The sequence below is a fragment of the Gracilibacillus alcaliphilus genome (assembly GCF_016909015.1).
Lineage (GTDB): Bacteria > Bacillota > Bacilli > Bacillales > Amphibacillaceae > Gracilibacillus > Gracilibacillus alcaliphilus.
In genome coordinates this window covers 26,455-50,505 of sequence record NZ_JAFBFA010000023.1, presented here as the reverse complement: position 1 = coordinate 50,505, position 24,051 = coordinate 26,455, and the positions used below count along the sequence as shown (strand labels likewise).

Here is a 24,051-nt window from a genome sequence, read left to right as displayed (position 1 = left end):
TAAATTAATCTATAAGACTATTTTGTTTTTTATGGACTTTTGTTGTCCTTTTTCAATTGCAAAATTGCAGAGTTCATGAATATGGAAGACAAGACAAAAGTATAGTAGCCAGTCAGAATTTGAACAATAAGATGAATGATGATCGTTAGATTCAGCCATTAGAGGAAAATATCCGTCTTTGGGACATGCCGTTTGTGCAGAAGAATGGGAGGCAAAATCAGCATAAAGTGAGACCGCCATCAGCGAGGTCTTACGGATGGTTGCACCAGGGTAAAATTTCTTTTTTAATGAAATGCGGAAAAGATGATTACTTTTTTCTCACGTTAACTTCTTTCTATGTATGAATAACTCAACTTTCGGAACGGATCAAGCTTAGATCACTCCGAAGGTTGAGTTAATAAATAACTATATCTTCTCTCTAAATTGCTGGGGTGTAACACCGTACATTTTTTTAAAATGGCGAATAAAGTAAGGTGGGGCATAACCAATCAAAGTAGCAATTTCATGGATTTTATGGTTAGTAGTTATTAATAATTCTTTTCCTAATGCCATACGTTGTTCTGCAATATAGCTTGATAATAATTGGCCTGTCTTCCTTTTATATAATTTAGATAGATATGTTGGACTGTGATGGACAAGCTCAGCAAGCTTGGTCAGCGATAAATCCTCATTTAGATGATGACGAATATAATTTTGTAATTGAACAATCATCTGTATATAAGAATCCTCATACATTTTTTCTCGGTTACTAAAAATCACTTCACTTAAATCAACAAGATAATGAAATGCCTGATCAAACGATCGATTGACAGGATGGGTATGATCCATTACCTCATCTACATCAATCTGCAGACTCGAATATAAATTATGTTTACTAAGGTATTGGAGGATAATATTGGTCAGGGCTGTTAGGAGTTCATATAAGGACCTGTTTCCATCTTTCTCAGCTTGGCGATATAAGGAAAAAAACAGTTGATGGAAAGATTGCTTCTCGCCTAATTCTAAATAACCCTCCAATTGCAGCAGATCATTCACGTTTAATTGCCGGCACACATCAACGTTGGCCTGATCCCGATCTTGTACCATTACTTCCTTCTTGCTACCCCTTTCTCTAGCTATCATCATGTTTAACCGATAGAAAGACTCACCAATAAGCTGCCAGGGAAAGGGATGAACAGTATAAGAAAAAGAGATGGGTATACTATACTGTTTCTTCATTTGATTTTGTGCTACCTCGACTTTCGAAGCCGTTGTTTCTGCTACTTTTGACCAACTGTGAGATAATAATGGCTGGATAAGCAGCATAATTCTGCGCTTATCATAAGAAATAGTAGCAAGCTGCATCAATTGGTCTGCACCATCCGTAAATAACTGTTGTAAAACAGCAAGATATTTTTCGACAGCTGGTTGGTTATTCTTAGTAAAGCCTATCCGGCCTAATACCATGATTAAATCCTGATCGGGATCAAGGGAAATTTCCAACTCTGACAATTTTTCTTGTTCTGCAGCTAGATCTTGATTGTGAATTAATTCCACAAGATATTCCTTCTGCATGACAGGTAAGGCCGTTTTTATCTTTGCTTGACTTTTAAGTAATAATTGTTCCTGTTGTCTTTCGTCCTCAATTTTAGCAACAGCCTTTCGTACAGCATGGATAATTTCTTCATCATCTTCATTTTTCAAAATATAATCAATACTTCCACCGTTTCGAATGATTGTCTGTATATAATTAAAATCATTAAAACCCGTTAAGAAAATCATTTTGCAATTTTTCCAGTGTTTATAAATTTCCTTTTGGAGTTCTATTCCGTCCATTCCTGGCATTCTGATATCAGATAGCACAATGTCAATATCATTCTCATTCATAAGTTCTAGTGCCTCATAAGCATTATAACTGGTAAAAATATTTAGCTTAGGCTCTTCCAAACTATCAAACAAAAGCTGGATACTGTCTGCAATGATCGGTTCATCATCAACAATTAACAAATTATACATGATCATACTCTCCTTTCATGGGAATGCTAATCATCACTTTCAAGCCGCCACATCTGCCTAACGAAAAAGTGATCCCGCTTTCATATCCGAATTCTAATTGCAAGCGCCGATGTACATTTAACAGTCCGGTTACCTCTCCTTGTTCCGAATAGAGTGAGGCTGTTAATTCCTTTACGATTTCTTCTGTCATCTCACCATTATCCTCCACACAAATGATGAAATGATCCATTTGCTGTGTGCAATAAGTATATAGTTTACCATTTGATACTTTATCTTGTAATCCATGCTCAAATGCATTTTCAACAATTGGCTGTAATATAAGCCGCGGCACTTTAATATGTTTATATTTTTGTTCCAGCGGTTCAATAGATACTTCTAAACGATTAGAGAATCGCAGCTGTTGGATTTCAAGATAAGAAATCATATGCTGATATTCTTCTGCTAACATTACTTCCTGATTAGCATTTCTGGTTATATATTTGAAATATTGGCCAAGATGCTTTGAAAAAGCCTCCGCTTTCTCGTGCTTGTATTTGATCATTCGATGCAAAATAAAAAAACTATTATATAAAAAATGTGGATTTATTTGGACTTGTAATTGTTTCAATTCGGCTTGATAAAGATGTATTTGTTGAAGATAGCTTTCTTGAAGAAGCCTTTGCAGACTGCTCGTCATACGATTAAACCCCTTATAAATATAGTTAAATTCGTCATTAAAAATGCTTTTAATCTTAAAATCAAACTCCCCTTTTTCCACTTTCTTAAACGAATGCACAAGTACCTTGATTGGCTTATGAATCAATTGATAGATAATGTAGGAAAACATTAACGTCATTAAAATAGTTATTACGCCCAACAGCCAATAATAACCTTGATAGTTATTCATTGTCGCTACCATTTTATCCTCTAATAAATAGACAATAACAAACGTATCGGAAAAAGATAACTTCCCACTTATCGTTACATAATTTATATTATTAATCTCTATTGAGGATAAGGAAAGTTCCTCCGTTTGACTAATATCTGGATCTTTAAAAGCAGCTACTATTTTTGATGAAATGGCTTCATCATTCGAAGTACTCATTTGCAAATTGGGATTAAATAAAATCGCTCCCCCATTAATGGTAAATTGCTGTAATGATTGCTCCAAATAGGAAATGGATAGATGAATTTCTATGATAAATTGCGGTGTTTGAGCATTAACAGCTGGATAAGCCATGGTAAGAAACATATGATCATTCTTTAGAATCACACCGTACTCGTTTGTATATAAATCCTCGTTCAAATGATACTCATTGATATAGCGAGTTGGTGATATACTTCGATTAATGGATGGTATTTTAACCTCAACATCTTCTATGTAAGCGCTTGAATTTTTAAGTACGGTTAATTTTTGGTATATTCTATTAATGATGATAGTTCGCTCGTATTCTGTAAGACTAGAACTGAGACTGCTTAACTTTTGTAAATCTCTATCATTCAAATATTGCTGTTGCAATGCTACGATGCGCTCGATTTCCTCTTCTAAAGACGTTTTATAAAATTGGACTTGCTCCATCTTACTGTTAGATATTTGCGATTTCATTTCATTCTTGCCAACCTCAATTAATTGTAAACTAAAAACAAATACAGGTACCAGCAAAATTAAGAAGGTAAAGAAGAGTTTAACCATAATTGGAATCTTTGCTTGACTTAGTATATTCATTATTTTTCGAGGCCAAAACTTCCATAAATGTTTAAACAAAGTACCTCACTCCTTTTGCCACCTTCATGATGAACGGCTGCATTTAAAATCAAATTATCACTTCCAAAAAAAGATTTTAATGTTACTCCATTACTATTGGAAGAATTTATTTACAGTAAACTCTGCAAAATTAATTAATTGTAAGGTTGTTAACAGTTAGATATGCAGCATTCTCTTAACATTTTATTTATAATATCACATTAACATTCATTTACCTATATCGTTAAATAGAGAACATTCTCTTCCAATTTATGCGCAGCAATAAAGTGCCTTGTCTAAGGCAACTTTGGGAATATATCGCCTTTAATCTCATAGGGTATATTATTGTTTTCTAGGAATTCAGTCGTATTACCTTTCAGGTTAGGCTTCTCCCCACTTTATATATTCATCATCACAGACAGATAAATGGATAAAAAAAGAGCACACAGAAATAAACTTAGCCGGTTTTTCACCATTAACTCTACAATCAAGTATGGTAAAAGTTAAAGGAGATGTTTTATCTTCTTCACACCTCATTCCTTGGCGTCTAAGTCTATTTCTGTACTATTATCTAGATTTAGATGCTTTTCCTTATCCTCAACATCGAATTAGCATTCTCCTGAAATTCATATCCAACTGGCACTTCTTCAACCAGATGCCCCTGTGCCCTCAGATAAGCCGTCACATCATCTAACCGCTCATATCGATTTCCTGCTAAATCAACCAATGGAAAGATGCGAATCTCTTCCTTTGTCACCCGCAGCATTTCATTTAGTGAATCAATATGAAAAGAATAGTCTAATCGATCGGAGTACATAAATAGGAAATGGGCAGAGAGCAAAAGATCAAATGTCTTCTCCTGAAACGGTAAAACAGGCAAAGTTACAGGGATATAGCGTTCCGGGGACTGTTGCATATCTGCAACACAATCCTGTAAGGCACTTAAGCGATATTCCTTTAACTCCGCTATATCACTAAAATAATCCCATTTATAATTACCCTTGGCTGTCTCCATATGTTTCATTGCATGCTCCACATCTTGCAGTCCTTTACGGTATAAATCCTCACCTGCATGATCATAGGCAATATCACAGGCTGTTATATCTAATCCTGTTTTACAGCCAACTGCCGTAAAGGAACAGACACCTGCCGGGCAATCAAGGATCTTTTTGTTCTTTAGCTGATCCGGTGACAGGGAGAACATATCGATATACTCCTCATAAGTTCTGCCAATAAAAACAATGCGTTCTAAATCTAGCTTTGTGCTTTTCTCTATGCCGCTCATTCTTCATCACCTCTCCATTTTTTATTAAAAAAAAGCCCTCCGTATCCTGTAAAAAAGGACGGAGAACCCGTGGTGCCACCTTGATTCACTTATAAACAACCTTATAAGTGCACTCTATGTACAGACTACACAAGCTAGTCGATACACTGTCTCTTGTATCGGTGAGACCTTCCGCCAAACCTACTGTCAGTTCAGTTCGGTTGCTCAGAAACCCATTCAACAAAATGAACACACTGATTTTCACCAGCCATCAGCTCTCTATCGTGCCTATTTTGTCTACTATTTTTCTTCATCGCAATCTACAAAATTAGATTAATATGGATAATATACTAACCAACGTGATTAGTCAACCCTACTTCTCTGCATGATTTCCTATTGCTGCTGTCTTTCAGCAATCTCCTAATTGTCAATTCTAGGACCATTTGTTAAAAACGTCTCCTTATTTAAATCAGAATAAAGGATTCTGCTAAACAAGATATTTTTGCTAGATTTTTCCTGCGCCTGTCATCACCAACTTACCTTCAACAGAATACAAATGAGAAAATCTTCGGTTGCTATCTCCACTGTTTACATATAAGATAAAACTAAAATATTTTTCAGAAGATTACTTTTTTATTCCGTCTAACCAGACAATATCTCATTTGGTAAGGGAATTTCATCTTCGATGACGGTTATTGAAATGGTTTAACGTATTGCAGCTATTGCCTCCGCCCTGGCTTTTGCGGATGTTAACAGTACAACAAAATGATTACGTTTTCATTTAGTTATTTTAATAATTCAGCATAGCTATGTGAACAAATGGGAGGATGGGGAATGGTGTGTTGAAAAATTTTTTCTTTAACCTAAAGTACAGAAGACTTTTGTTAAATATCTCATTAAGTTTATGTGCACTTGTTGTAATACCCATTTTATTTGTTGGGCTGTTTGGAAATTGGCATAGTCAACATACACTGCAAAAAGAAATAGATAAATCAAGCTTACAAGTATTAGAGCAAACCAGGCGATTAATGGATTACCAGTTAAACCATATTGACGCTATGTCTATTCAATTAGCCAATAATGATACATTAGCAAAAGCGATTGAAATGAAAGATTTGGACACTATACAACCATTATTAGATCACATCCAATATCAACTCAGAGAAATTTATATCAATTCCCCTTATATCGATTCATTATATGTCTATTATAAACATGTTAATATGGTCCAATCTGCAATCACAGGGTTACAACCTATAGATCAATTTGAGCAAAAAGATTTATTAACCTCATTCAATGAAATGACTAATGAAAAACAATGGTTTTTTTCAGATACGATAAACTTGAATAACCCAAGTCAAAATTCATTCCCAGTTACACTCATCCGGCCTCTCCCATTGTTAAACGAGTATAACACTGGTGCCATTATTGTGAATCTAAATAAAAATGTCCTGTTTAAAAGCCCCTCAGCAGAACTAATGAGAGAGGGAGAAGAAATATGGATGCTTCATCCCGATGGAACATATGGATTTGATATTAAACAAGGGATATCAATAGCTCCAGACAAATTATCAAGTGTCAGCAATCAATTAGATAAAGAAATAAATAATTTTGATGATGCTTATATGGGAGATAACTACAGATTCTCTATTGTAACATCACCACTTACTGGTTGGAAATACATTTATCTCGTCCCTACCGATGTGCTCTATTCGCACACGAAAGTGAACAATTGGTTTATGCTTGCTTTAGTGAGCATTTCCATTATAATCTCACTGTGCTTTGCACTTATAATCGGGAAACGAATCTATAACCCAATACAAACGTTAATTCAAATCATTGGAGCCAAACAAAACCTGTCTGAAAAACGGCTAAGAACATCTAGTGAAAGGGAATTTCCATTTATTTTATCCGCCATTGAAGAGTTCTCAAAAAAAGAAGAAAAGTTAAAAGAAGAATTGCAAAAAAATTTACCTGTTATGAGACAGAATTTTTTAACCAATATACTGCATACACGGACAGATCACCACGAGGATCAGCGACGGAAATTGAGAGATTATGGAATTAATTTCTCTGATGAAGATTATTTTTCAAGTGTATTGATTATCGATAATTATGCTGATTTTATCAAAAAGTATCCGGAAATCGATCAGAATTTATACAGATACTTTATTGAAAAAATTTCCGAGGAAATATTATCTGAAAAATTCAATGTAGTTTGTATCAATAGTGATAGTTCAGACATTATTATAGTCTGTAATAGCTGCCAAAAATATAACGAAAAAGAACTTTATGAAATAGCGTTAACAGCTTTTAAAACAATTAGTCAGCAAATTAAGAAACATTTAGATATAACGGTTTCCATTGGGATTGGGGCCTATGTTAAACAATTTGGGCATATTGCTGATTCCTATCAAGCTGCACTTCAAGCATTGGAATTAAGAGCATATAAAGGAAATTGTTCTATTATCTGTTCGTGGCAGTTTAAAACGGAGAAAAGCATGGATAGTACGATATTTAAAAAAAGAAGAGAGTTTGAACAATCGATGATCATTGCCGTAAAAGGGGCTGATTTCGCTAAGATCACGCAAACTCTGGATGAGTTCTTTGTGTTTATTAGAAAATATGAAAATTATCCGTTTGTTTTGGCCCAGCATATTATATTAGAACTTCTCACCTCACTAACTCATGAAAGCGCAGAATTAGGTATAACGGGAACATCTGATGAAGATGTTGAATTATACAACAAAGTCATGCAGTTCGATACATTGGATCAACTAGAAGCATGGATTACAAAATATACACAGGAACTTATAAGCTTACTAAAAGAGCAATTAAATCAGAATCATCCGGATATTTCCAATCAAATTGTGGACTATATAAATCAAAATTATAATAAGGAAATTTCGCTTAATGGTATTGCGGATAAATTAAACCTTGATTCTTCTTATGTCAGTCGTTTGTTTAAACAAAAAACAGGTGTTAAGTTTATGGAATACTTAATTTCTTTACGGATTGAAAAAGCAAAAGACTTATTAATTCATAGCTCTCTCAGTGTAAAGGATATCGGAAAAACAGTTGGATATAATAATACACATAGCTTTATCAGGATATTTAAAAAAAATGAGGGACTGACCCCAGGTAAATTTCGAGAAAAAAACAACCCAAAAGAATTAGATTCCAAAGAAATATACTAATTATCATCTGAGATTGTGATAAAACGATAGTTGCAGAGTTTACATTAGATTCAAGCTTTTTTTAGAGGAATTAGAAGAGCAGCATAACCTTATTTTATCTATAATAAAAAGAGCAAATCTCCCTTTTTAACGGAAGTGGTCATTCGTTTCTCGCATTAATTTAAGCTATGTTATTCAAACCCTTTTAGTGATTAGGTTAATCAACTTCAACATGAGCAATTTTGTCAGTGGCATTTTGGCAAATTTAATGGATAGACCTTATTTTTATATAAATGAAAGACTATTGACATATAACATAAATGTGAGTAGAATGGGTTAAAAATAATTATCAATGCTGATCGGACGACCGAAGGCCTTTGCTGATTGATTGTATTCAATCAAGCAAGGCTTTTTTTGTTCTCTAAAACCGAGTAATAAGATGTGAATAATAAACTTAATTCGTTTTAAATAGTTTTTATTCACTTAAAAGAGAATTACAAAGAAGCTCAAAAAATATGTCATGCAGATGGAAGTTTGTTATCAATTGCAGGAAAGGAGGTATTTATCAATGAAGCTGACTTTAAGGTTTTCCCAATATTTGAATATACATTAGTTTCCTAGTTGAATTGTACTTTAAGGCAAAAAGGGATTTGCTGCAGTCATGCCTTTTCTACCTGATATATCATGTCAATTTTAGTACATCAACAAAAATTCAACTGCCTCTAAAACAATTAAGACAGATGTTCACAATGTCAAAAAACGCTCATTTACTTTAAAAAAGGATTACCTTACCATATGTGATAATCAAATGGGAGGAGGGATGGTATTCTGAAACGGGATGGAAAACAGTTACAAAAATTTTTTAAGGAGGTTCATATAAAAATGATCAAAAATAAACAAACCAGATGGCTATTATCATTTTCGTTTACAATCATGATAATTCTCATGATTGGTTGTACGACTAATAATCCTGCAATATCAAGTAATAATGATTCTGATGGAAAAATTCAATTTCATTTAGGAGAAACGATTAATCCAGAACAAGTGTCAAACTTTAATCCCTTTTTAGTGAATGGTAATTGGCAGGGTTTATTTGAATACATTTATGAACCATTGTTTTATTTTAATCCTGTTCAGGGGGAATTGATGCCTGTTTTAGCTGAAGAACTTGGTACTTGGTCAGAAGATCAAAAAACATACACTGTTGAACTTCTAGACGATGTCGTTTGGCACGATGGCCAAGAGTTTTCAGCCGAAGATGTATTATACACCTTCCATGCCTTGAAAGAACATAAAGTATTAGACCAGTATCAAATATGGAGTGACAAACGGTTAAATGAAGTTACTGCTGATGGAAACACGATTACATTTAAATTAAATGAGAAATTTCCGTCCCTCCCTTTTTATCTTTCAACGGTAGAAATTGTATCGAAGCACAGCTTTGACGGAGAAGATCCCTCCACTCATTTAAATAAAGAACCTATCGGTACAGGCCCTTTTAAATATAAAAGTGTAAATGAAAGTGCTATTATTCTTGAAAAAAATGCAGATCATCATAGTCATGTTCCAACTATTGATGAACTAGTCGTCAATCGTTTTAATAATGCGTCAACACTTACTTTATCGCTTGAAGAAGGCTCAATAGATGCTTCCACCGGTACGATTGCCATGCCTAGTATTCCGAAGCTATTAGAAAATTCAGCTGCCAAAATGCAGGTGTACCCTGGATTAAATGTGTTTAGCGTCATTATGAATAATGAAAGGCCTGGATTGGATGATGAAGCAGTCCGAAGAGCTATCCAGCTTGCTATTGATCGTACTACTTTAATAGAAAAAGCAGAAATGAACTCCGTATTCCCAGCAAATCCAGGTTTCTTACCAAAAGTGTTTAATGAAATGGTGGATGATGCTTTATTTGAAAATGATGCCTATCAATTCAACATCGAACAAGCTATCCAAGTACTAGAGGAAGCTGGTTATACAAAAAATACTAACGGTATTTTTGAAAAAGATGGCAAGGAACTGGCATTTACTTATAATATGGCCTCCAACGCCCCAGCTCAAAATAAAGAAGGGACAATGATTACCCAATGGCTGCAAGAAGTTGGGATCAAAACGACTGTGAAACTGGTTACTTGGCCTGAACTAACGAAACTGGCTATGTCGGGTAATTATGATTTACTGCAAAATGGGATTGAGTTCCCACCTGATCCGCAAGCAGCATTAGAGGTTTTCCACAGCAAGATGACAGCTCCTGAGGGAGAGAATACACCTGGCCTAAATTACATGAGATTTAGCGATGATGATGTTGATCAGTGGCTGGATGAAGCTTCTGTTGCTGATGAAACTACTCGTCAAGATTTGTATAAGAAAGTTCAAAATCGTATTGCCGAACAAGCCCCGGTAGCAGTGATGTATAACGTTGGTGGACATATCCCCTACCGTGTAGATAACTTCACCAATTACAATGAAGACGTTCCTGTCTATTCCGCAATATCACTAAGTCAAGTCGAACCTAAATAAGTATGATTTGGGGCGGTTACGTACTGCCCCAGAAGGGAGGAAAAACTATCTTGGGATTGAATGCAGGTTATATCTTAAAAAGAGTTGGATTTGCGTTAGTCACCCTATATGTAGCTATAACGGTTAACTTTTTGCTTCCTCGTTTAATGGGTGGAGATATTGCTGATACTATCGCCTCTGAAATGGCCTTAGGTTCACCAGAGGTTGCTGCGGCACTTAGAGAACAGTTTGGTTTAGATAACACTAATTTATTTTATCAATATAAACAATACTTAGTTCAACTATTTCAAGGAAATATGGGAGTTTCTTATGTAAATTACCCAGCGCCCGTTACAGAAGTCATGTTAAGCGCCTTACCTTGGACATTAGGTACAGTGCTAATAGCCACCATACTAAGCTATGGTATCGGCTGGATGATTGGCATAAAAGGAGCGTGGAAGTCAGGCTCTCTATTTGACAATATTTCCTTATTCGTATCTTTTTTCCTAAACTCTGTACCGTATTTTTGGATAGGTATCATTATGATTATGATATTCTCCTTTCATTTAGATTTATTTCCTTTAGGTAAGGCTATCCCTCATGATTTTGACAGCTTATCCTTCATGGGAAAAATCACAACGATTATTCATCACGCTGCTCTACCAGTAATTTCAATGATAATTGCTTCCCTTGCCGGGCACATATTAGTTCTTAGAAATAATCTGATAAGAGTTTTATCTGAAGATTATATGCTGCTAGCCAAAGCAAAGGGACTGTCTAACCGGAGACGGAAATATACCTATGGAGCTAGAAATGCGTTATTACCATCTTTTACAGGACTAATGATCACATTAGGACATGTGATAGGCGGTGCACTTACGATGGAGATTGTATTCTCCTATCCAGGTGTGGGATTAGTGACTTTTAATGCTATTCTCAACCATGACTTTCCACTTATCCAAGGTGCTTTTTTGTTTATTGCTATATCGGTGATCATTGCCAATTTAATTGCAGATTTAATGTATCCTATCATAGACCCACGGGTGGCATTGCAATAGGAGGGATTATCTTGAAGAAATTAAAAAGTATATTAGCCTATCTTTGGGAGTTAATACCTGGCACAAAGGGTGTGTTAGGGTTAGCTATTATATTTTGCTTTATCGTAATAGCTATATTCGGTTCCTATATTGCACCTTACGAAAAAAATTATATAGCATTTGAAGCATGGCTGTCTCCTTCATTTACACATTGGCTGGGCACGGACAGTTATGGTCAGGATATTCTGTCTCAGATGATTTATGGAACGCAGACATCACTGTTAGTAGCAATTGTAGCTGGATCTATTACTACATGTATTGGTGTACTTGTTGGTATAGTAGCTGGGTACAAAGGAGGTTGGATCGGGGAAGGGTTAATGAGAATCGTCGATCTGTTCTTAATCATACCCACATTAGCCTTGATGATTATTCTGGCCTCTTTTCTACCTTCGATGGGTGTAACAAACACCATCTTAATTATTGGCCTGTTAAGCTGGCTTTATATGGCGAGAAGTATTAGAAGTCAAACAATGTCCGAGAGAGAAAGCGGTTATGTAGAAGCTGCACGAATGGCAGGAATGGGAGATCTAGAAATAATGTTTCGTGAAATCATGCCAAACATTATTCCTGTTATTCTAGCAAACTTAGTCTTAGTAACAACCCAAGCCGTATTAGCTGAGGCTGGATTGAGCTTTCTCGGACTTGGTGATCCAAGTGCTGTTAGCTGGGGAACCATTTTATCTTTGGCGCATGCCAATAATGCCGTATTGTTTAATGCCTGGTGGTGGATACTTCCACCGGGACTTGCAATTGCTTGCTTATGTTTTGGATTTATTTTAGTCGGTAACGGAATATTGGATCGTTTCCAGGCGAATCGGGGAAATGCTGCCTTATAGTCACATACAGAGGAGGATACTATATTGGTTAATCTATTAGAAATCAACAATTTATGTATAGATTACGACTCACCAAGAGGTAAAGTAAAAGCTGTTCATAACGTAAGTTTTACCATTAAAAAGGGAGAAATATTTGGTTTAGTTGGGGAATCTGGCTGCGGAAAATCTACCACAGCTTTTGGAATAAGCCGTTTATTACGCCCCCCAGCCCAGATTTCAGCTGGAAGCATCACATTAAACGGTCAAGAGTTAACACACTTATCAGAAGCAGAATTTGATAAATTAAGGTGGTCCCACATATCCATCGTCTTGCAAAGTGCCATGAATAACTTAAACCCAGTAATTAAGATCCAGGAGCAACTCATTGACGCTATACTGGCCCATAAGGCTATGTCTGCAGAAGAGGCGATTAACCATGCAAAATATTTACTAAGATTGGTTGATATTAACGAAGAACGTTTGGCAAACTTTCCACATGAATTATCGGGCGGAATGAGACAACGAGTTGTTATTGCTATGGCTTTAGCTCTTCAGCCTGACCTGATTATTATGGATGAACCTACAACAGCACTTGATGTGGTCGTTCAGAACGGAATCATTCATAAAATTTTAGAACTGCAAAAGGACTTTGGTTTTTCTATTTTATTTATTACGCATGATTTACCTTTAATGTTAGAAATTTGCGACCGGATCGGCGTAATGTATGCCGGGGAGTTAGTTGAAGTAACCAAACGAGAGGATCTTATGGAGCAAGCAAGGCACCCATATACTCAAGGTTTGTTGGAGTCCTTTCCTCCTCTTAAAGGGGAGAAACGGCGATTAAAGGGAATTTCAGGGCACCCACCTGATCTCGTTACTCCTCCTGACGGCTGCAGTTTTCACCCGAGATGCCCTTACGCCATGCTGCAATGCAAACAAAAAGAACCTGAGAAACTGCATGATAACAAAGGAATTATTGCATGCCATCTTTACCAAGAAGGAGGACACCGTTTTGAGCAATTACAAACTACAAGTGAAGGAACTAAATAAGATTTTTTCTTCTGGAGTCATGTTTAAAAAAGACCAATTTCAAGCCGTCAAAAATATTAGCTTTAATCTTCGAAAAGGTGAAATATTAGCTATAGTAGGTGAATCTGGCAGTGGAAAAAGTACAACAGCTCGTATGATAACTAATTTAATCAAACCTACTTCCGGTGAAATCCTCTATGATGGCACAAATATTAATAACAGAAAATTTAAGCGGCTGCTACCCGAAAAAATTCAAATGGTATTCCAAGATCCCTTTGCTGCCCTTAACCCTAACCATACCATTGGGTACGCTATCGGCAGACCTCTTGAATTAAAAAAGAAAGCAAAGGGAACCGTGCGGGAAAGAGTGTTAGAATTACTAACACAGGTGGGACTAACCCCTGCTGAGGACTTTATTGATAAATACCCTTATCAAATATCGGGCGGACAAAAACAACGGGCAGTGATTGCAAGAGTGTTAGGTTTAGAACCGGAAGTGATTGTGGCTGATGAACCAACATCGATGCTAGATGTATCGATTGGCATCGATATTATGAATTTAATGCTAGACTTACGTGAAGAAAAAAAACTATCCTACTTATTAATCACACATAACCTTGGCAGTGCCCGCTATATGGCAGATCGTATTATGGTTGTATTTGCAGGTGAAGTTGTAGAAATCGGCAATGCAGAAGAAGTAATTAATGCTCCAAAACATCCTTATACCAAGCTTCTGCTGCATTCTTCTCCAGATCCATGGAGAACAGAGGTGGAAGAAATAGAAATCGTCGAGTTTGCAGATACAACTTTACCAAAACAAGGGTGTAAATTCCAGTATAGATGTCCTTTTGTCACAGAGTCTTGTAAAACTGTCTCAATCCCTTTATATGGTACGTCAAATGACCGCCAAGTTAGATGTAATCTTTATAGGGAGGAATTAGTCCATGAACAAGCCTAATTTTATTATTATATACGCTGATGATCTGGGCTACGGTGATTTAGGCTGTTATGGATCACAGAATATCAAGACTCCCCATATAGACAGCATAGCCAAATCAGGCGTTCGATTTACAAACTGGTATTCTAATTCACCCGTCTGTTCCCCATCCCGAGCTTCATTACTGACCGGCCGCTATCCAGTAAATACCGGAATTAGTCAGATACTTGGCGGAAAAAGAGGTACACAAGGACTAGGAACGGATCAAATAACTTTAGCACGTTTACTAAAAAATAATGGATATAAGACTGGAATTTTTGGCAAATGGCACTTAGGGGTAACAAATGAACACGGACCAAATAAGCATGGATTTGATGAGTTTTTTGGAATTCTTGCAGGTTGTGTAGACTATTATTCGCATATTTTTTACTGGGAACAGCAGAACGGGGTAAATCCAGTTCACGATCTATGGGAAAATGGAGAAGAAGTTTGGTGTAATGGTCAATATTTAACGGAAGTGATTACTGAAAAATCCATTCAATTCATAGAAAAGATAGACAACGAGCCTTTTTTTCTTTATGTTCCATATAATGCGCCACATTATCCAATGCATGCCCCCCCAGAATATCTAGACAGATATGCTCATCTGCCTGCCGATCAACGAATAATGGCTGCAATGATATCAGCAATGGATGATGGAATCGGAAAAATTATAGATACGCTAAAACAGGTCAATAAATACGAAAATACGGTTATCTTTTTTTCCAGCGATAATGGACCTTCTACTGAATCCAGGAACTATCTAGATGGAACGGAAGACTTATATTATGGAGGATCTGCGGGGATTTTCCGAGGTCATAAAGCAAGTTTGTTTGAAGGCGGCATTCGAGAGCCTGCTATTCTAAGCAGTCCTTCCCTGCTGCCACAAGGAAAAGTGTGTGACAAAGTCGGTGCAATGATGGATGTCTTCCCCACTTTCTTAGAGTTAGCTGGAATAGCAATGCCGGATAATCATAGGATGGATGGTCAAAGTGTGTGCAAAATGATTAGCGAAACAGAATATCAGACACATACACAGGTTTTTTGGGAGTATAATGGCCAGCTTGCAGTCCGTCAAGGTCAGTGGAAGTTAGTGCTGAATGGTATGTTAGACTTTAGTAGAAAGCAGGCAGATCCGGTCCACTTATCCAATTTAGATGATGACCCAGGTGAAAGAAACAATCTTGCTGAAACACACCCGCAAATAGTGGCAGATCTGAAAGAGGAAATTAAAAAGTGGATGAAAAAGCATAAAATAGAAAAGGTGGTTTAATTTTATGAAGGCAATCATGGTTATGTTTGATTCGTTAAATCGTCATATGCTGCCCCCTTATGGCTGTGACTGGGTAAAGGCACCTAATTTTAATCGATTAGCAGAAAGAACAGTGACATTCACCAATTGTTACGCCGGAAGCCTCCCTTGTATGCCAGCTAGACGCGAAATGCATACAGGAAGATATAATTTCTTGCATAGAAGCTGGGGACCTTTAGAGCCTTTTGACAATTCCATGCCGCAATTGTTAAAACAAAGAGGTGTTCATTCACATTTAGTGACAGATCATTATCATTATTGGGAAGAAAATGCTTCTACGTATCATACTAAGTTCAGTACGTGGGAAGGTGTGCGCGGACAAGAAGGTGATAGCTGGAAAGGAGATGTTGCCGATCCGGATATTCCGGAAACGCTAAACAACCGAGATCCAGAAAGGTGCCGTCAAGACTGGATTAATCGAGCATATATGCAGAATGAGGAAGATCACCCGCTTGTCCAAACAATCGAATTAGGGCTGGAATATATAAATAAAAATGCCCAAGAAGACAACTGGTTTTTACAATTAGAATGTTTTAGTCCTCATGAACCCTTTTTTAGTCCGGAAAAATATAAAGAGTTGTATCCCCATGAATACAACGGCCCGCACTTTGACTGGCCTGATTATAAACAGGTAGACGAATCACCGGAGCTGGTAGAACATATAAGAAATGAATATGCCGCCGTTATTAGTATGTGTGATCACTATTTAGGCAAAATCATCGATGCAATGGATGAATTACATCTATGGGAAGATACGATGTTGATCATTAATACCGACCATGGCTTTTTACTTGGTGAACATGGTTGGTGGGCTAAAAATATTATGCCGCATTATAATGAAATTGCACACATCCCGCTATTTATTTGGGATCCGCGCAGTAAAAAGCAAGCCATCGAAAATGATCAATTAGTACAAACTATTGATATTGCACCAACCATTTTAGATTATTTTAATGTAGAAATTCCCGAGGAAATGATAGGGGTTCCGCTAAAAGATGTTATCTGCGTCGACAAAACAGTGCGTGAAGCAGCTTTGTTTGGAATACATGGTGGCCATGTAAATTGTACAAATGGGAGGTATGTTTATATGAGAGCTCCTGTCAATAAGAATCAGCCTTTCTACAACTACACATTACTTCCTTTATTTGGTTTCAGACATACACCAGTTGATATGCTGCAAAACCTTGAATTAGCAGAACCATTTGATTTTACCAAAGGATGTAAACTATTAAAAATTAAAAATACAATGCCACATCCAGAAAGAGAACATCTGCTATTTGATATTAGAAATGATCCTAAGCAAGAGAGACAACTGCAAGATCCAGAGATTGAGAGTTTAATGAAACATCATATAATTACTTTAATGAAACAAAACAGTGCACCTTATGAACTGTATAAAAGACTCGGTTTGGAATCGTTGTTAGGCTCTACCGACGAGATTTAGCTCTGATGACTATATGAGTTTATCACAGCATGAAATAGCTTAACGAGTAAATATACCCATCTGAGTCAGATGGGTTTTTGATTGACAGTATAGTTTTGGAAACCCGGAGAAAGTTCATAAAAGAGCCTACCCAAGCCTTTATTTATGTATCGAATCAATTTTGGGATTCATTGATTTTGGAAATCCTGTTTTTGATACGTCTCATAAAATTGCACATATTGCAGAACAAAAGAAACTTGGTTCTCATCAAATTATGATATCTCGGTCAGGGTAACGGCTATGTCATCCCTGTCCGGAACAAGAAACTTCGAATTACAAAGACTTAAAGAAATGGTACTGCATCTCTCTGCACCGCAATCTTACCTTATTGTAAGAAAAGGCACACCATTAAGAGCCATTTTAGAAGAACAGGAAATTTTATGTTTAACGAGTATCAACCCATATTACAGCCAGGTTGATTAATTATAATTTTTTTACTAATATCAGGGAAAATTATTTCTAATTGAGCGCTTCCGTTTCGTATTCATTTATTTATTGTTAAGATACCCCTAAAAATTATCAAGTATGCCAATATTGACTTTTATACTTGCTATGATATTCTATCTTTGTAGTTTACATAAGTTACAAACGAGGAGGATATACATGGAGAAACTTATTCTAGTTGGAAAAGTGATATCTGAAGAGATAAGAGCGGAATTAAAAAAAAGGTTATCTTATTAAAGAAACACAATGTAAAGCCTTGTTTAGCAACAATTTTAGTAGGTGATAATCCTTCATCAAAAACTTACGTAAAGATGAAAGGGAAAGCTTGTGAAAGATCGGCATAGGCTCCATTCAAGTCGAACTTCCTGAGGAAACGACAACGGAAGAACTCATTACAGCTATCCAAGAGTTAAATAACGATTCAAATGTTCATGGTATACTTCTCCAACATCCAGTACCGAACCACATTAATGAACGTAAAGCTTTTGAAGCAATTGACATAGCAAAAGATGTTGATGGTGTGACTAGCGTTGGATATGGACAAACAGCTCTAGGTTTTGGACATTATCCTTCCTGTACGCCAGCGGCAATTATGAAAATATTAGACTTCTATCAAATTCCTATAGAGGGAAAACGCGCTGTAGTAGTGGGGCGCAGCCCAATCTTAGGTAAGCCTGTGTCATCTTTACTCTTAAACAGAGATGCTACGGTTACGACTTGCCATTCAAAAACAAATGACCTTCCTGACATATTAAAAGAAGCTGATCTAGTGGTTGCCGCTATTGGAAAACCTAATTACCTCAAAGGAGAATGGTTAAAAGAAGGGACTGTAGTCCTTGATGCAGGTTATAACAAAGGGAATATTGGCGATGTAGAATATGAAAGTTGTTATAAGGCGGCTAGCGCTATCACTCCTGTACCTGGAGGGGTAGGACCCGTAACAATAGCTACCTTATTAAAACATACGGTAGAAGCAGCTGAAAAAACATTATAAAAACGAGCATCTGTCTATTTTCTATAATATAAACACAAATCGCAATAAAATCTGATTTTATTGCGATTTTATCTACTACATTTATTCATTAGTATTGTATCAAAAAGTCTTAGGATTACATTTACCGCAAAGAGAATAAAGCCCCTAAAGTCAGGCTATCTCCTGACTCTAGGGGCTCTTCTAACATTCTTTTAATCCATCTGTTTCGCCAGAAAAGTCGCTGCTGTCTGTGCGGCCTTTTTCTCCAGCTCGCCAAACGGTTTCTTGTCCTTGCTAAACAACATTACACAGCCGATTGGGTCGCCGCTTGCGATAATCGGGTGGATCACATAGGATCCTAATGATTCTTCCTTATTTTCGATAATTTCCATTGATGATGCCGTATCTTGCATATATGATTCACGCTGATCTAATATTTGATCAATTTGCTTGGAAATATGTTTGCCTAAGTAGTCTTTCTTCGATTCACCCGCGACCGCGATGATCTCATCTCGATCACTAATAAGTACAGATATATGCAAAGAATCAAACAATGCTTCTGCATATTCGGTTGCGAAGTCTCCTAGCTCACTAATAGGCGAATACTTCTTCAAGATCACTTCCCCATCCCGATCGACAAAAATCTCCAGAGGATCCCCTTCTCGAATTCGAAGCGTCCGACGAATTTCCTTTGGGATGACCACCCTGCCTAAATCATCAATACGACGTACAATTCCAGTTGCCTTCATTCATCATTAACCTCACTTTCGCTTAATACACATAATTTAACAAACAGCTAATTATGTTGTAAGGTTAGTATGCTGAATTAATCTGGAAACTATACCTTTTTTCGGGGAATTTTTCACTTAGTTGACAGGTACGATCTTCACGTCATGTAATGACTCGACAAAAGACCGTATCATTTTAAAAATTGCTGTTTTCTTCATTCCAACATCAACTAAAGGCTATCGTCCTTGCCAATATCCACCTCGGCCGCCTATAGCCAGATTACTTCTGCCATAACGTCCACAAATCTTGAACTATGGGTTATTTTTTACCTAAGAAATCGAAAGCCTGCAGATTGTCTAAGTAGTACTCAAAAGATTCTGAATCAAAAGTGCCATTTTCCTTCGTCTTTTCTTGTATAACTGCACCAGTAAGAGCACTTAGATAAGCATTGAGTTTGCTGCTGTCTGCATGCATCTACCATTCACTAATATATTCCCCATCTTTAGATTCTAATGCCAGTGTGATTAAACGCCCTTCCATCCAGTCTATTCCCCACTGCACATAATCTTCGGTACCCGGTTCCACATTCGACAAGTCAAATGGATGCTTGATATTATCTTCTACATCTTCTTGATGTTCTAATTTCTCCTCCTGTGTAAACAGAGCAGTTAGTTTATCTGGATGACTAATATTCAATACGGCAAACACATACCGATAATCTACTTGATCACTTCTTTTTAGGTGCAGTACCTTCTCTTTAGGAATGATTTCCGCATCGAATTTTTCAATTAAAATGCTAAGCCTCTTCTCGTATTCAACGTATCTCAAACTAAACAGCAGGTACGGCCTTCATATCACGTAAAGCCTCGACAAACTCAGCCAAGATATCATATCGCTTCACGTATTGCTGTTTATCGAACTTAAATTCAATCTTCAACTTGCGCTCTTCTGTACCTAATTGAACAATTCTGCCGTACTGGTTGGCAAATTCAAATAATTTGGCTCCATCCAGCTCTCTGCTTCGTTCTTCCTCGACAATTACTTCGATTGTTTGCTTGCGTTCTGTAACAGATTCCACTCGCTCCTTCTTCAACATCATCTTCAAGGCGGACACATGCAGCAAGTTCTCCACAGGTTCTGGATAATCGCCGAAACGGTCAATCAACTCGTCACGCAAGTCATGGATATCCTCTTGGGAATAAACAGATTGGAATCGTTTATACATATCAATTTTCTGCTTCTCATCGGCAATATAATCATCTGGAATATAGGCATCCATTTTCAAATCTAGCTCAACCTCAAATGGCTGTACCTCTTCAATTGTTTTGCCTTGTTTCTTCGCCTCTACGGTCTCCTTCAGCATTTGCGAATACATATCAAAACCAACCGAATCAATAAAACCGTGCTGTTGAGCACCTAGAATATTCCCAGCGCCTCGAATCGATAAGTCACGCATGGCAATCTTGAACCCGGATCCTAATTCGGTAAATTCTTTGATGGCTTGCAGACGTTTCTCGGATACTTCGGTTAATACCTTATCCTGATTATAAGTGAAATAGGCATAGGCTACCCGATTAGAGCGCCCTACACGGCCGCGGAGCTGATAAAGCTGGCTCAGACCCATCCGGTCGGCGTTATACACAATCAAGGTATTGACATTCGGAATGTCTACACCAGTCTCAATAATCGTGGTGCTGACTAAGACATCAGCTTCTCCCTCTAAGAAGGAGAACATCACGCTTTCGAGCTCCGTTTCATTCATTTGGCCATGGGCTACTGCCACACGGGAATCTGGTACTAATGCCTGAATATCTTGGGCAATCTTCTCAATCGAATCGACACGGTTATATAAAAAGTAAACCTGCCCGCCCCTTGCCAATTCACGTTCAATAGCTTCTCTTACTAAGGGTGCGTTATATTCCATCACATACGTCTGAATCGGGAAACGATTCTCCGGCGGTGTCTCAATAACAGACAGATCACGGACACCTAACATCGACATATGCAATGTCCGCGGTATTGGTGTAGCAGTCAATGTTAACACATCGACATTGGTCTTTAATTGCTTGATCTTCTCTTTATGCTTCACGCCAAAACGCTGTTCCTCATCGACGATCAATAAGCCTAAATCTTTGTAGACTACATCTTTAGACAGCAAACGGTGTGTGCCAATAACGATGTCTACCGCTCCTGTTTTTAGCCCTTTGAGCGTCTCTGTTTGTTGTTTTCTTGTACGGAAACGGCTCAACAAACCAATATTGATCGGATAGTCCTGGAAGCGTTCCATCACTGTTTTATAATGTTGTTGTGCCAGAATTGTCGTAGGAACCAAAATTGCTACCTGTTTTCCATCTGCGATTGCCTTAAAAGCCGCACGAATGGCAACTTCTGTTTTACCATAGCCTACATCCCCACAAAGCAGACGGTCCATTGGCCTTTCCTTCTCCATGTCTTGTTTAATTTCTTCCACACAACGTAACTGATCATCGGTTTCTTGATAAGGGAAAGAGCCTTCAAAATCATGCTGTAATTCATTATCATGCGAAAAGGCATACCCCTTCGCTGCCTCTCGCTCAGCATAAAGCTTCATAAGGTCATCTGCTATGTCTTCTACCTTGGATTGAACCTTGCTCTTTACCTTCTTCCAGTCATTACCGCCCAAGCGGTACATTTTCGGTTCTTTGCCTTCTGATCCCACATATTTTTGTACTAAATCGATTTGATCAATCGGTACAAATAATTTATCATCACCAGAATATTTAATCAGCATAAAATCTTTGTGCAAATTATTGATTTCTAGTGTCTCAATACCAATGTAGCGGCCAATACCATGGTTTTGGTGAACAACATAATCGCCAACCTTCAGTTCCTGATAACTTTTAATCCGCTCAGCATTGGATATTTTCTGTTTCCGCTTTTTTCTTGTAGTTTGTTGCTTAAATAATTCACCTTCCGTAATAATCGCCAGCTTATGCATAGGCAATTCGAAGCCGCCGCTGATACTTCCTGTTGTGACTACTGGGTGCTCAAGCGGCAGGTTTGGCATAGCCGCACTCACTGTTGCACTCATTTGATAATCATCCAGGACAGATTGAACCTTCTCGATTCGGTTCTGATCTGGTGCCAAAATAATCACGGAATAATTGGCCTTATGCCACCGCTCCATTTCATTTTGTAATAAGTTCATTTGGCCATGGAATTGCTGCATGGCACGGCAGGAAATACTAACAATATTAGCAGGAGCGGTATTAGGAATATGGCGCAGAAAGACAGACATATAGATACGTGTTTGTTTCATATTTTGCCACACTGTATGCCAGTCAAAAGACAGATGGGCATCATGCACCACTTTGCCGCGTTGTAAATTATCCTTGAACCACTCCTGTTCCTCTGTATCTAAGTGAGATGCCGTCTCTTGTATTCTACTCATCTCATCCAAAATAATCAGCCCATCTTCTGGGAGATAATCTAGTAAACTATATTGATTATCATAGAAGAAGGATACATATTTCTTCATACCTTCGAAACGTTCACACTGTTCTAAACGATCTATATCATTCCGAATCGTTTCCATAAGTGTCTGTTGATCTGCTTTATTCTTGATTTTCTTGATGGAATGCGATAAGGCAGCCTCTATTTTTTGTGAAGCCGCTACCAAATCTTGTTCCTTCAGCAATAACTCTGTTGCTGGTAAAACAACTGCTTTATCCAATTTTTCTAATGACCGCTGAGATTCTGCATCGTAATAACGAATCGAATCGATCTCATCATCAAACAGCTCTATACGCAGCGGCTGGCGCTCTGTTAATGGATAAATATCAATGATTCCACCACGCAAACTAAATTCTCCCGGGCTGTCCGCCATATCTTGTCTCACATATCCCATATCTACTAATCGGGATAATGTCTGATCTATGGAAAGGATTTGCCCCATCTCAAAGGTTAATTGATATTGTTCCCAATAGCTTAACGGCGGTAACATCCGCTTGAGAGCAGCTACTGGTGCAATTAGAATGGCTTCCTCATGAGCCAGCCACTGTGTTAAGGCGGCAATACGCTGACTAAGTAATTCCGGACTGGATACCGCCAGCTCTGAAGCCAATAATTCATTGACTGGATATAAATAAACATGGGAATGCTCTGCAAATTCCATGATATCATCATACAGTTGTTGTGCTTGCGTTAATTGATGTGTCACAATTAATGTTTTTTTATTGGTTGACTCTTGCAGTAAGGTGGCAAACACACTTCTAGCAGAACCAGATAATCCTGCAATAAACTGCTCCTTCAATCCCGATGCAACGCCATCTATTACAGAGTGCACATCATCATGTTGTTTTAAAGCCTGTTTTAACTCGTACATAACGCTCCCCCTGTTTTTCTTCCCGTTATAGTGCGTGTTCAAAAAGTCCAGTGAAAAAGGCCATCATCGGTTAAGTTCGCAACATTATAAGACTGCGGTTACTCGTCCCATCAAAAACATTTGTTGCAACACCGATACTAGCACATTCTATGCGTCGAAATTTCAAGCCG

General features: G+C 37.5%; 14 protein-coding genes, 1 pseudogene and 1 other annotated feature. Of the genes and pseudogenes, 9 read left to right on the top strand and 6 right to left on the bottom strand.

The window, feature by feature from the left end; translation table 11 throughout:
* Positions 1 to 405: 405 nt before the first annotated feature.
* From JOD18_RS15680 to JOD18_RS15670, 3 genes are all read right to left on the bottom strand, one after another.
* Positions 406 to 1,995 carry a response regulator transcription factor gene (locus JOD18_RS15680; protein WP_204670076.1) on the bottom strand — a complete coding sequence of 530 codons (1,590 nt, stop codon included), beginning with the start codon at positions 1,993 to 1,995 and terminating at the stop codon, positions 406 to 408.
* Entirely contained in the window at positions 1,988 to 3,739 is a 1,752-nt protein-coding gene (locus JOD18_RS15675; protein WP_204670075.1) for a sensor histidine kinase, read from the bottom strand. Before JOD18_RS15675 ends, JOD18_RS15680 begins: the two co-directional genes overlap by 8 nt.
* 556 nt (positions 3,740 to 4,295) lie before the next feature.
* Complete coding sequence (locus JOD18_RS15670) at positions 4,296 to 5,003, bottom strand: SAM-dependent methyltransferase (RefSeq protein ID WP_204670074.1); 708 nt, start codon at positions 5,001 to 5,003, stop codon at positions 4,296 to 4,298.
* Between the two features lie 51 nt (positions 5,004 to 5,054).
* Positions 5,055 to 5,305, bottom strand: a binding site (T-box leader).
* 504 nt (positions 5,306 to 5,809) lie between these two features.
* On the opposite strand from JOD18_RS15670, the gene JOD18_RS15665 reads away from it, so the two are divergent.
* From JOD18_RS15665 to JOD18_RS25030, 9 genes and pseudogenes are all read left to right on the top strand, one after another.
* Entirely contained in the window at positions 5,810 to 8,179 is a 2,370-nt protein-coding gene (locus JOD18_RS15665; RefSeq protein WP_204670073.1) for a helix-turn-helix domain-containing protein, read from the top strand.
* Positions 8,180 to 9,040: 861 nt separating this feature from the next.
* Positions 9,041 to 10,681: an ABC transporter substrate-binding protein gene (locus JOD18_RS15660; protein WP_204670072.1), complete on the top strand. Its 1,641-nt coding sequence runs from the start codon at positions 9,041 to 9,043 to the stop codon at positions 10,679 to 10,681.
* Positions 10,682 to 10,731: 50 nt separating this feature from the next.
* Positions 10,732 to 11,718 carry an ABC transporter permease gene (locus JOD18_RS15655; RefSeq protein WP_204670071.1) on the top strand — a complete coding sequence of 329 codons (987 nt, stop codon included), beginning with the start codon at positions 10,732 to 10,734 and terminating at the stop codon, positions 11,716 to 11,718.
* Between the two features lie 11 nt (positions 11,719 to 11,729).
* The gene (locus JOD18_RS15650; RefSeq protein WP_204670070.1) at positions 11,730 to 12,593 is read left to right on the top strand and encodes an ABC transporter permease; all 864 of its coding nucleotides are present in this window, start codon (positions 11,730 to 11,732) and stop codon (positions 12,591 to 12,593) included.
* A gap of 24 nt (positions 12,594 to 12,617) precedes the next feature.
* A complete protein-coding gene (locus tag JOD18_RS15645) occupies positions 12,618 to 13,622 on the top strand; it encodes an ABC transporter ATP-binding protein (RefSeq protein WP_204670069.1) in 1,005 nt (334 codons plus the stop codon).
* Positions 13,585 to 14,559, top strand: coding sequence for an ABC transporter ATP-binding protein (locus JOD18_RS15640; RefSeq protein WP_204670068.1), 975 nt, complete (start codon positions 13,585 to 13,587; stop codon positions 14,557 to 14,559). The genes JOD18_RS15645 and JOD18_RS15640 overlap by 38 nt, the downstream gene beginning before the upstream one ends.
* Entirely contained in the window at positions 14,546 to 15,850 is a 1,305-nt protein-coding gene (locus JOD18_RS15635) for a sulfatase-like hydrolase/transferase (RefSeq protein ID WP_204670067.1), read from the top strand. The genes JOD18_RS15640 and JOD18_RS15635 overlap by 14 nt, the downstream gene beginning before the upstream one ends.
* 4 nt (positions 15,851 to 15,854) lie before the next feature.
* The gene (locus JOD18_RS15630) at positions 15,855 to 17,333 is read left to right on the top strand and encodes a sulfatase (RefSeq protein ID WP_204670066.1); all 1,479 of its coding nucleotides are present in this window, start codon (positions 15,855 to 15,857) and stop codon (positions 17,331 to 17,333) included.
* A 642-nt stretch (positions 17,334 to 17,975) separates the two neighbouring features.
* Positions 17,976 to 18,810 (top strand): annotated as a pseudogene (locus JOD18_RS25030) (bifunctional 5,10-methylenetetrahydrofolate dehydrogenase/5,10-methenyltetrahydrofolate cyclohydrolase).
* 191 nt (positions 18,811 to 19,001) lie between these two features.
* Here the strand turns inward: JOD18_RS25030 and spoVT are convergent.
* The 3 genes from spoVT to mfd all read right to left on the bottom strand — a co-directional run bounded on the left by spoVT (position 19,002) and on the right by mfd (position 23,881).
* Complete coding sequence (gene spoVT / locus JOD18_RS15620) at positions 19,002 to 19,538, bottom strand: stage V sporulation protein T (protein ID WP_204670065.1); 537 nt, start codon at positions 19,536 to 19,538, stop codon at positions 19,002 to 19,004.
* Between the two features lie 454 nt (positions 19,539 to 19,992).
* On the bottom strand, positions 19,993 to 20,346 hold the full coding sequence (locus JOD18_RS15615; RefSeq protein WP_204670064.1) for a hypothetical protein: 354 nt from the start codon (positions 20,344 to 20,346) through the stop codon (positions 19,993 to 19,995).
* A gap of 1 nt (position 20,347) precedes the next feature.
* Complete coding sequence (gene mfd / locus JOD18_RS15610) at positions 20,348 to 23,881, bottom strand: transcription-repair coupling factor (protein ID WP_204670063.1); 3,534 nt, start codon at positions 23,879 to 23,881, stop codon at positions 20,348 to 20,350.
* Positions 23,882 to 24,051: the final 170 nt, after the last annotated feature.

Coding starts and splice junctions, on each gene's coding strand:
- JOD18_RS15660 (WP_204670072.1), top strand. CDS start 9,041: ATGATCAAAAATAAACAAACCAGATGGCTATTATCATTTTCGTTTACA.
- mfd (WP_204670063.1), bottom strand. CDS start 23,881: ATGTACGAGTTAAAACAGGCTTTAAAACAACATGATGATGTGCACTCT.
- JOD18_RS15680 (WP_204670076.1), bottom strand. CDS start 1,995: ATGTATAATTTGTTAATTGTTGATGATGAACCGATCATTGCAGACAGT.
- spoVT (WP_204670065.1), bottom strand. CDS start 19,538: ATGAAGGCAACTGGAATTGTACGTCGTATTGATGATTTAGGCAGGGTG.
- JOD18_RS15630 (WP_204670066.1), top strand. CDS start 15,855: ATGAAGGCAATCATGGTTATGTTTGATTCGTTAAATCGTCATATGCTG.
- JOD18_RS15670 (WP_204670074.1), bottom strand. CDS start 5,003: ATGAGCGGCATAGAGAAAAGCACAAAGCTAGATTTAGAACGCATTGTT.
- JOD18_RS15665 (WP_204670073.1), top strand. CDS start 5,810: ATGGGGAATGGTGTGTTGAAAAATTTTTTCTTTAACCTAAAGTACAGA.
- JOD18_RS15635 (WP_204670067.1), top strand. CDS start 14,546: ATGAACAAGCCTAATTTTATTATTATATACGCTGATGATCTGGGCTAC.